Genomic DNA, 10,095 nt, shown 5'->3' on the forward strand with positions numbered 1-10,095 from the left:
GTTCTTGAAGTAATGTCTGTCTTTTTAACGTCCGTTTCTAGTGTTGTCGAGATCGTTCTGATCATGGCGCTCGGCTACATTCTGCGGCGCAATAACTGGTTTGCCGACTCATTTGGTGGCAACATCGCATCCTTGATCACCAAGATTGCCCTGCCTGCTTCCATTTTCATGAGTGTCATGAAGTACCTGACCAAGGACAAGCTGATGAGTCTGGGCATTGGGATCATCTTCCCGGCTCTGGCCGTCATCGTATCCTACCTGGTTGCTTTTTTGGCAGTGAAACTGTTTAAGATTCGTCCAGGCCGCCGGGGCGTATTCATCAACGCAGTGGCCAACGCCAACACCATCTTTATCGGGATGCCGCTAAACACCGCCCTATTTGGTAACAAAGCGATGTCTTACTTCCTGATTTACTACATCGTCAATACCGTTTCCACCTGGGCCTTCGGGGTTTACCTGATCCAGAATGACGACCCGACAGCTACCGATAAGAAGAAAGAACGCGGCAAGATCAACTGGTCCAAGCTCTTGCCAATGCCATTGGTCGGTTTCGTCTTCTCCATTATCTGGCTGCTAATCGGGATTCCGGTACCGAACTTCCTGGGTCAAACCCTGACTTACGTCGGCAGCTTGGTAACGCCGTTGTCCCTGATCTACATTGGGATCGTCCTTTATGACGCCGGTTTAAACAACTTCCACTTCGAACGTGACTCCATCCTTGCTTTGATCGGTCGTTTCATCCTGTCACCACTGGTCCTGATTATCTTGATCAAATTTGGGATGGGCATGGGCATCCACTTGCCATCTCTGATGCGGCAAACCCTGGTTGTCCAATCCGCAACGCCAATGCTGGCGGTTCTGCCAATCCTGGCTACCGAAGCACACGGTGACGTCAAGTACGCCACGGACGTGGTTGTGATGAGTACCGTCCTCTTCGTGGTTGTGGTGCCAATTTTGATGTCAATTCTGCAATTTGTTTAATACGAAAAGCCTCTCGCTACCGGATAGCGAGAGGTTTTTGTAGTCTTAACTGAAACTTGAAAGCCCTGAATTGCAATGAAATCATTGTGGTTCAGGGCTTTTGGACGAAAAAAATAAAAAACGCAAGAACTCTTACGCTATACTTTAAGTGTCAAAATCAAAGTAGAAAAGAGTCTTGCGCTATGCAAATTATAAACCATTTCAGTACTGAAAACGATTCTCAAAACATTATTTCTCACTTCTTAAGCCTAATTGGTCTAGCTAAGCTAACTCACAGGGTGAATTTTAAGCGTCACTCATTATGTTCATTGAAAATGATCGTAGCTTGGTTAATGACAGCTCATTTTGAGCGTCTTTCGATCAATCGTGCTCATCCAGATTGCCATTTTACCCCAAGAACGGCACGGAATGTTTTGAATGATGGCCGTATTAACTGGCAGAAATTAGTCTGTTTAGTAGCGATTCAATTAATTCGCATCTTAACCCCGTTTATTGATGGTCGACGTCGTTTGGCATTAGTGCTTGATGATACTCTGTTAGCACGTCGTTGGTCCCAAAAGACTGAATTATTAGCCAAGACCTATGACCACGATAAGCACGAGTATGTAAATGGTTACCGTGGCTTAACTCTCGGTTGGAGTGATGGTAATACTTTTTTGCCTATTAATTTTGCTTTAATGTCAACTCACCAGCCTGCTAATCTGATTGGATGCTTAGCGCAGATTACTGACCAACGTCAAATTGCCGGTCAAAGAAGGGCTCAAGCTCAACGCCCAATGAACCAAGTGGCTCTAGAATTGATTAGACAAGCGCAAACACTAGGCGTGTCAGCTAAATACGTCCTTTTTGATTCTTGGTACAGTTCGCCGAAGATGTTTTGGCAACTCGCTCAGCTTCAGCTTTTTGGTGTGGGTATGCTCAAACGCAGCGCAAAAGTCTATTATCGATATCGTGGTCGTCACTATAGCATTAAGGGTCTTTATCAACGTTTAGCAGCTTCTAAAATGAATTGTCGGCATCACTATCTTTACAGCAGTGTCATTCAAGCCCAATATCATGGCCATCAGTTTCCGCTAAAAGTGGTTTTTGTATCCAAAAAGGGGCACCGTCAGGACTACCTAGTTTTAGCGACCACTAACTTAGCTATGCGGCCAGAAGAAATCATTCAATTGTACGGACGCCGCTGGCAAATTGAGACCTATTTCAAAGCTGCTAAGCAGTATTTAGCTCTTAATCGATCACAAATTCAAAGTTACGACGGTCAATGTGGTTATATTGCCGTCACCATGATTACTTATGACTTATTGGCTTGGCAAGAACGACTTAATACTGATGATCGCACAATTGGTGGACTCTTTTACATTATGAATCAAGCACTGCCAGATATTCGTTTTATGGACGCATTGGTCTACTTATTTCATGAACTGGGTCGAGCTGAGCTCAGCCTAACTGATCACATTGATAACATCATTAATCGATTCATAGCTCAGTTGCCAATAACGATCCAAAAAGCATTGAATACTGGCATCTAAAAGTCTAATTTAGGCTGAGAAAAGCCGAAGCTGACGCAGCTCCGGCTAGTTTTCGTGCTTTCAAGTTTCAGGTCTTAAGTAAAATTTTTAGTCCCGTTACTTTGCTCCCTGCAACTCTTCCTTAGTGTGCACCTCGGCTGTCAACAGATCGCACAGTGGCGTCTTTAAGCCATGTTCCTTACCATGGCGCGACACATAACCATTGATGTAGTCGATTTCCGTGCGCCGGTTATTCTTGACCAAGTCTTGGTACATTGATGGGTAGTGAGCACCGATGACGGTGTAGCAAGCTTCCACGTGGTTGACTGCTTCGTCGACGTCAAGTGTGATTCCTTCTGTAGCACCCACCGCTGCAAACTCCTTAACAATGTTAACGACCATTTCGTGGGCATAGGTGGTACGGCCGTATTCTTCAACATTGCACTCCAATAAAGTGCAGAGGGTGTTCAATGTCCCATTAACGCAGCCTTTGCGGAAAACGGAATACTGAGGATCATCAAGCAAATGGGCCTTCAAGCCAGCATCCGCCAGAACTTTGACCAATTCCTGTGCTTGGCTGTGTTGAGGTTCACCAGGCTGAACATTAGCCAGTTCACAGCTACCATCATCTTCCAATAAAACATGGTCGGGACGTGTCATCTGAGCCGTCCACATCGTGTTGCCCAGAAAGACGCGTTCTTTTGGCAGATACTTTTCCAGCGTCTGTTCGTGACCGATCCCGTTCATCAGACAGACTGCCAGGGTATCATCATCGAAGACTGGCAGCATGTCCTTGACCATCTGTTCCAGCTGCATACTCTTGGTAAAGAAAAAGACCGCGTCAAAATGAAGGTCGTGTGGCACTTCCTTTTGCCCGTAAGCTGGCACCTTCACCGCTACTTCTTTACCATCCAAATTGGCCTGTAGACCGTCCTTCTTCAGTGAAGCCACCCGTTCGTCCCAGCCGTCGACAACTGTCACATCATTACCTGCTTGTTTGAGTTTCAAGGCAAAACGAGTACCCATTGCGCCAACACCTGCTACTGCTAATTTCATAGAAACATCTCCTAATATATTTTTGGCAATTTAGACAGAAAAAGCGTCCTTACGTCGCATCACTGCAACTGTAAGAACGCTTCACACGCGGTACCATCTTACCTTGGCCAAACAGACTTGGCCCACTTCATCACAAACCAACATTTGCGGCCAGGGTAATGGCTGGCGACCAACCTCAGCTTACTAATTTCAGCCGGTAACTCAGGAACGATTAACTCCCCAGGATCATGACTAACTTTCACCAACCGTTAGCTCTCTGCACAGAATCCCACATCATTATTTCCATCAACGTTTTCTCATCTAAATTTAATTGTTGCACACACTATATACTTCCTTAATAGCTAAGTCAAGACATTATTTACCGTAAAATTAAATTAGAAAAATCTCATAAATGTCCTTGACGTTTTCTCATAATCTTGTTAAAGTAATGACAATCATTCAACGAACGAAAAACAAACACCTTGAAGAGGAGAGTAGTTTCTTCGTGTCAGCTAAAGCGAGTCCGGTTTAGTGAGAGCGGATCTGATAACGTCCAAACGAAAGTAACCCCGGAGTGGTCAGGGCGATCGACAGAAAGTCCCGACCGGGTACGCCCGTTACAGCGCCAACGTATATTTTGATGTACGGGGTGAGGAGCAGTTAGTGATGGCTGCTCAAAATTAAGGTGGTAACACGCTGTGGCGTCCTTCAAAGCAATTGCTTTGAAGGGCGTTTTTTCGTTCGTTGAACCGAGTACAAGAGAGAAAGGATCTGTTGTTACATGGAAAGTAAAATGACTTTACGTCGCACAATTATTACAGCTTCACTGATTTTTGGGATGCTCTTCGGTGCTGGGAACCTGATTTTCCCCGTTCACCTTGGTCAAATGGCCGGTGGGCATTGGCTCACCGCGAGTAGTGGCTTTCTGATTTCTGGGGTGCTGATTCCCCTGATGGCACTGCTCGCCATCTCCATCACCCGTTCCAACGGGATTTATGACCTGGCACGTCCAAACGGTCACTGGTATGCACTTATTTTCTTAATTCTGGTCCACGCAACCTTGGGACCACTCTTTGCCACACCACGGACGGCCACCGTTCCTTACGCCATTGGGATTGCCCCACACTTGTCAGCAAGCAGTAACCACATTGGCCTGCTAATCTACTCTGCCTGTTTCTTTGGCCTGACTTACTACTTCTCCACTCGACAGCAACGGATCACTACTCTGATTGGTAAGCTCTTAAACCCCGCTTTTCTACTGCTGCTCTTTACTATTTTCTTCTTAGCATTTATCAGTCCGATGGGGTCAACGGCAACTACCAAAATCACCAGTGCTTACCGTGGCGCTGCTTTCACTAACGGTTTCCTCCAAGGTTACAACACGATGGATGCTTTAGCTGCCCTCGCCTTTGGAATCACCGTTATCACTGCTATTCGCAACTATGGGCTGAAGAGTGAACGTTCAATTTCACTTTCTGTTGCCAAGAGCGGCATCATCGGCATGGCTGGCATAGCCATCATTTACCTTGGCCTAACTTGGCTGGGCGCTACTAGTCTTCACAACTTTGCATTATCCGCCAATGGTGGGACGGCTCTTAGCCAAATTGCTCACCATTACATGGGCACGGCGGGCGATGCAATTCTGGCAACCTTAGCAACCATTACTTGCATGACTTCGGCGATGGGCTTAGTGATCGCCTTCTCCCAAGACTTCCACCGGCGCTTCCCACGGATTTCTTACAAGGCATTCCTCCGCTTCAACTGCGCACTATCATTCTTAATTGCGAACTTGGGGCTGAATCAAATCATCGCTTGGTCCACTCCAGTCCTGATGTTCCTCTACCCCCTGGCAATCACCCTGATCATCATGAGCATTGCTTCACCGCTTTTCAAACGCGATCCACTGGTTTTCCGGATCACCACGGGACTCACCCTGATCCCAGCAATCTTTGACATGATCAACGCCAGCCCTGCCATCATCCGTAACACCAACTTTGCCCAAGGCATGATCGACTTTGCCACTAAGTACTTTCCGTTCTTTGCCAACGGTTTCGGTTGGTTGAGTTTCGGGATTGCTGGTATGATCATCGGTCTGGCTTGCCATTACTTCTTAGGTAATGAACACGCAACCGCAACGGAATCTGAAACGAACTAAACCATCAATAAACGAAAATCTCCCAGCCACAAACCATGGTTGAGAGATTTTTTAGGTTAAGTTTAGTTAATCTTACGCTTTGGGTTCAGCAAATTCATCGGGTCGAAGAGACTCTTAATTTGGTGTTGAACCCAATCGACGTTTTCACCAAGTTCCACGTTGTTCCACTGATTCTTCAGCATCCCCACAGCATGTTCCCCGGAAATGGTACCGCCGAGATCCAAGGCCTTCATGAACATCTTTCGCAAAACGAGGGTGACACTAGCCGGGGCTTCTTTGACGTCTTTATCCCAGGTCACCGTCGGGTGAAGATTACCATCACCGGCGTGGCCAGCAGTGAAGATCTGCAGGTCGTCGTTCTGGTCACTCAGCTGTTGAATATAAGCAACCAACTCAGCCATCTTGGACGTCGGAACCGCCATATCTTCCATCACCGCATTGCGGCCGGTGAAGATTGCCGGCAACATATCCTGACGCAGAGCGATTACTTTCTTCTGATCGTCTTCGTTATCTGCCAACGTGACTGGATCAGCACCATACTTATCCATGATCTTCTTAACAATGTCACGTCCTTCCGGTGAAATCGAATCAATCCGGAAAATCAAAGCCGAGCTATCACCATTGGCATAGTGGGTGCCCTTGTACTGGTCGATGGCGCCCAGTGTCATAGCATCCAGGGCTTCCAGCATGGCCGGATATGTGCCGGACATCCGCAGGGCCGTTGTTGCTTTCGCTAGGGTTGGCATGTCTTTGAAGAAGGCAAGGCCCATCAATGACTTACCCAGTGGCAGCGGCATCAGCTTGACCGTAATTTCAACGATCACGCCGAGCGTCCCTTCAGAACCGACAAAGAGTTGTGTCAGATCATAGCCAAAAGCCTGCTTAGTTGTTTTGCCACCGAGGTCGAGGACTTTGCCGTTTGCCAAAACCACTTTTAGTCCAAGGACATTATCACGCGTTGATCCATAACGAACTCCGCTCAAACCACCGGCATTGGTAGCGACGTTCCCGCCGATCCCGGACATCTTCTTGGAAGCAGGATCTGGAGCGTAGAAGAGGCCGTGCTTGCGGGCAGCCTGATCCAAGTCATTGTTAACAACACCGGGCTGAACCACGGCGTAAGCATCATCCGTATTGAGCTCCAAAATCTTGTTCATCTTGGCAGTCGACAAAATGAAGGCCCCATCAACCGCATCAGCACCGACAACGGTACTGGTAAATTTATTCTGGGTGACAACCGGAACGTGGAAACGGCGGGCTGCTTTCATCACACCCTGGACATCCGCAATCGACTCGGCATCAATAAAGGCGATTGCTTCTCCATGGGCACCAGACAAGTTGCTGGAGTAAGAGGTTTTCTTCAGCGTATCCTCATCCGTCTTTACTGTCCCGTCGTGTACCTGGTCCTTTAAGTAATCGATCACTGTCGATTGGTCATAAGCCGTGAACACCATTGCCATCAGAATCATTCCTTTCTTTATATCGTGATATCGTGTTTTCACTTACTAATAGTAACTAACACTCGCTGCAGAAACAAGACGTGAATTTCTTTTCACCTCTTCAACGAAAACCATATGATAAAATGATCCATGTCAGAAAGGTGGTCATGTTGATGTCAGAAAATGATAAATCATGCCCGATTGGAGAAACACTCCAGCTCATCTCAGGCAAATGGAAAGCTGTCATTATCCATTTGCTTGGTCAGCAGGGAGTTTGTCGTTTTAGCCAGCTTGACCACCAACTGCCCTGTTCGCGGCGAATGCTAGCCCTCCAGCTCAGTGCCTTGCAAGATGACGGATTAGTCGCTAAGCACATCTATCCGGTAGAACCGCCAAAGACTAGCTATTCGTTGACAGATAAGGGTAAGAGCATCCTGCCAGTCGTTGAGCAAATGCAGGACTGGGGCAGCAATCATTAATTGGGGGAATATCAATATGAAGAAAGTTTTATCATGGTTAGCGATCATCGCTACCGTCATTACTTGTGGTCTTTGGGGCACAAACACAATCAGCAATACAAATAGCGTATCAGCCGCAACCACCCGGAAATGGACTAAATCCAAGGACCGACAGTTGAATAACTTCATCAACAGCTGGGCGCCTAAGATGAACCAATCATACAAAAAATACGATGGTCAGAACTCGCTCCACGTTTCGACCGGTGGCAACTACCCGGACGACCTTAGCAAAGAAGTGACACCAGATGGTGGCTCTATCGGTTGGGCACCGACTGGCAAGGGACACTATGACTATAACGTCGTCGCCATCTATAATTATGACGGCACGCGTCCGCCACTGCCGAACCGGATCACCTATCTCTTTGCCTTTCATCATGGCAAACCGGTGGCTTTAGTCGATCAAACTCGTGATGGTGATCCAACTTGTCACCCAACTGCCAATAAAGATGTGGCCAAGAATTTCCGGCGGATTGCGAATGAAAAGTAACTAAGATATCAAAATGACTCTTGTCACTCAGCAATTGAGTAGCAAGAGTCATTTTTTATCCATTTTTCTTTTTCGTACTCGTCGCCAACGCCACCCAAATCAGGACACTAAAAATGGTCAACAACATATAAGCATGCTGCGTCCCGATCGCTGTCGGCAAGGCCGCCTTAGAACCAGCTGTATGCTGACTCAGTGCCACGATAGCGGAGACAATCGACGTCCCCATCGCCCCGGCAAACTGCTGACAAGTGTTGATAATGGCGTTGCCCTGGGCGTTTTCCCGATCGGTCAAGTTGTTCAAAGCATCAGTCATCGTCGAAGCCATGGTCATCCCCATTGCACCCATGTAAAAGCTGTAGATGACTACGATGAGGCCGTTATTCAGTTTCCGGGAAAGCAGTGCGAACAAGGCCAAGACTACTACCATCACGGACGATCCCGTGATAATCGGCAAGCGTGCCCCATGGCGATCCAGTAGTTGCCCACCGACTGGACTCATGATCGCACCGACAACTCCAGCTGGCAGCACCAGCAGTCCCGCTAGTAAAGCCGAATTGTGGTTAACCAGCTGGATGTAGTTAGGCAGCAGAAAGGCATTGCCCAGCGACATCATTTGAATCAGGAAGAGTGCTAAAACGTGTGACCCAAACACGTGATGTTTCAGCAAGCTAAGGTTTAGAATTGGCACACTTAAATGAGCTGAACGCCATACTAACACGATCATCGCCACGATCCCGATGCCGATCGCACCAGCCACTTTCATCGAGAAGAAGGCATTACCGCTGAGGTTGCTAAAGCCATAGATAAATCCGCTAAAAAGAAAAGCGATGGCTAGAAAACTGATTATATCGAGCCGTTGCTTGATCACTGGTGCTTTCTGCTGGATACCCCATAGGCCAAGCAACAGCGAAATAATGATCAGTGGAATCAAGAGGTAAAAGATCCACCGCCAGCCGATCTTGCTGACGATTAGGCCACCAAAGGTCGGGCCGATGGCTGGCGCAATCCCGGTAATCATGTTGCCGATTCCCATCATCGTCCCGACTTTACTCTGGGGCACCTGCTCCAGGATAATGTTGAACATCAACGGCAAAGCAATCCCAGTGCCGACACCTTGAATTGCGCGGCCCAGTAATAGAAATGGGAATGCCGGCGCCACAGCATCAATGGCGAGTCCCAGCAAGAAGAGCAGGTTTGCCGTCATAAACAGGTGACGAATCTTAAATGAGCTCTTCAAAATAGCGGACAGTGGCACGACAATCGACACTACTAATAGGTAAATAGATGTCATCCACTGAACCGTGTTTGTTGCCAGATTATATTCCCGCATTAGTGTCGGGAAAGTGATGTTCATCGACGTTTCAACAATCACGCCACAGAATGACATCAATCCAGTGGCAATGATTGCAGCGTAGACTTTGGGTGAGATTTTGTTAGACATTCTGGTGCTCCTTCATTTAATACCAATCAAATATTGCCCGTCGTCGATTACAAATTCTTTAAATAGAGGCAACGCAAACTTCACATAGCCATAATTAGCTGATTCAATAATCTGGCTGTCTATCAGTCGGCGACGATAAACACCAATATAGCCAGGTTTTTGTTTCAATTGCTGACCAATATATTTAGTAGAAACAGGATATTCCGTTGAATTAGCCATTATCACCACAAAGCGTTGATCAACCGGTGACAATTCCTCCAGCATCTTTCTGTAAGCATTGCGGCTCAGCTGAGCCTGAAACTGTGGCAAAACCTGGTCAAGGCTCTTATCAGTCAAATGTTTATCAGGACTACGCCACATTAAATACCCCAGCAACTGAAAAGCATAAGCATAACCATCTGCTAATTGAGCTAATTTCCGAATGAGCTGTGGTGATATTTCTGGATCCCTTTTGGAGAATTCTTGCTGGTAACGAGTACGAATGTCAAAGTAATCTAACGGCGATAAATTAACCCGACCGCTTCTCAG

General features: G+C 47.1%; 8 protein-coding genes, 1 pseudogene and 1 other annotated feature. Of the genes and pseudogenes, 5 read left to right on the top strand and 4 right to left on the bottom strand.

The genetic code is table 11. The features are described 5' to 3' along the window. The first annotated feature begins 12 nt into the window (after positions 1–12). Together AB3114_RS07620 and AB3114_RS07625 are read left to right on the top strand one after the other, a co-directional pair. A complete protein-coding gene (locus tag AB3114_RS07620) occupies positions 13–981 on the top strand; it encodes an AEC family transporter (protein ID WP_367342660.1) in 969 nt (322 codons plus the stop codon). Positions 982–1,163: 182 nt separating this feature from the next. Further along, positions 1,164–2,513 carry a transposase gene (locus AB3114_RS07625; protein ID WP_169490189.1) on the top strand — a complete coding sequence of 450 codons (1,350 nt, stop codon included), beginning with the start codon at positions 1,164–1,166 and terminating at the stop codon, positions 2,511–2,513. 96 nt (positions 2,514–2,609) lie between these two features. Here the strand turns inward: AB3114_RS07625 and AB3114_RS07630 are convergent, their stop codons facing one another. Beyond that, positions 2,610–3,548, bottom strand: coding sequence for a 2-dehydropantoate 2-reductase (locus AB3114_RS07630; RefSeq protein WP_367342661.1), 939 nt, complete (start codon positions 3,546–3,548; stop codon positions 2,610–2,612). Between the two features lie 452 nt (positions 3,549–4,000). Further along, positions 4,001–4,239, top strand: a binding site (T-box leader). A gap of 69 nt (positions 4,240–4,308) precedes the next feature. On the opposite strand from AB3114_RS07630, the gene brnQ reads away from it, so the two are divergent. Beyond that, positions 4,309–5,682 carry a branched-chain amino acid transport system II carrier protein gene (brnQ, locus tag AB3114_RS07635; protein WP_367342662.1) on the top strand — a complete coding sequence of 458 codons (1,374 nt, stop codon included), beginning with the start codon at positions 4,309–4,311 and terminating at the stop codon, positions 5,680–5,682. A 62-nt stretch (positions 5,683–5,744) separates the two neighbouring features. Here brnQ and AB3114_RS07640 read toward each other — a convergent pair whose 3' ends face one another. Continuing rightward, positions 5,745–7,142 (bottom strand): FAD-binding oxidoreductase, encoded by a 1,398-nt coding sequence (locus AB3114_RS07640; protein ID WP_367342663.1) that lies wholly within the window; start codon positions 7,140–7,142, stop codon positions 5,745–5,747. A 152-nt stretch (positions 7,143–7,294) separates the two neighbouring features. Between AB3114_RS07640 and AB3114_RS07645 the strand changes: the two genes are divergently transcribed. Then, the gene (locus AB3114_RS07645; RefSeq protein ID WP_367342664.1) at positions 7,295–7,600 is read left to right on the top strand and encodes a winged helix-turn-helix transcriptional regulator; all 306 of its coding nucleotides are present in this window, start codon (positions 7,295–7,297) and stop codon (positions 7,598–7,600) included. 16 nt (positions 7,601–7,616) lie between these two features. Continuing rightward, positions 7,617–8,126, top strand: coding sequence for a DUF4767 domain-containing protein (locus tag AB3114_RS07650; RefSeq protein ID WP_367342665.1), 510 nt, complete (start codon positions 7,617–7,619; stop codon positions 8,124–8,126). Positions 8,127–8,181: 55 nt separating this feature from the next. Here AB3114_RS07650 and AB3114_RS07655 read toward each other — a convergent pair whose 3' ends face one another. Together AB3114_RS07655 and AB3114_RS07660 are read right to left on the bottom strand one after the other, a co-directional pair. Next, positions 8,182–9,567, bottom strand: a complete 1,386-nt coding sequence (locus AB3114_RS07655; protein WP_367342666.1) for an MFS transporter — start codon at positions 9,565–9,567, stop codon at positions 8,182–8,184. A 12-nt stretch (positions 9,568–9,579) separates the two neighbouring features. Then, a pseudogene (locus AB3114_RS07660) lies at positions 9,580–10,095 on the bottom strand (ATP-binding protein); the annotation flags it as partial.

It is taken from the genome of Limosilactobacillus sp., from assembly GCF_040772465.1.
Taxonomy (GTDB): domain Bacteria; phylum Bacillota; class Bacilli; order Lactobacillales; family Lactobacillaceae; genus Limosilactobacillus.

Coding starts and splice junctions, on each gene's coding strand:
- AB3114_RS07620 (WP_367342660.1), top strand. CDS start 13: ATGTCTGTCTTTTTAACGTCCGTTTCTAGTGTTGTCGAGATCGTTCTG.
- AB3114_RS07625 (WP_169490189.1), top strand. CDS start 1,164: ATGCAAATTATAAACCATTTCAGTACTGAAAACGATTCTCAAAACATT.
- AB3114_RS07630 (WP_367342661.1), bottom strand. CDS start 3,548: ATGAAATTAGCAGTAGCAGGTGTTGGCGCAATGGGTACTCGTTTTGCC.
- brnQ (WP_367342662.1), top strand. CDS start 4,309: ATGGAAAGTAAAATGACTTTACGTCGCACAATTATTACAGCTTCACTG.
- AB3114_RS07640 (WP_367342663.1), bottom strand. CDS start 7,142: ATGGCAATGGTGTTCACGGCTTATGACCAATCGACAGTGATCGATTAC.
- AB3114_RS07645 (WP_367342664.1), top strand. CDS start 7,295: ATGTCAGAAAATGATAAATCATGCCCGATTGGAGAAACACTCCAGCTC.
- AB3114_RS07650 (WP_367342665.1), top strand. CDS start 7,617: ATGAAGAAAGTTTTATCATGGTTAGCGATCATCGCTACCGTCATTACT.
- AB3114_RS07655 (WP_367342666.1), bottom strand. CDS start 9,567: ATGTCTAACAAAATCTCACCCAAAGTCTACGCTGCAATCATTGCCACT.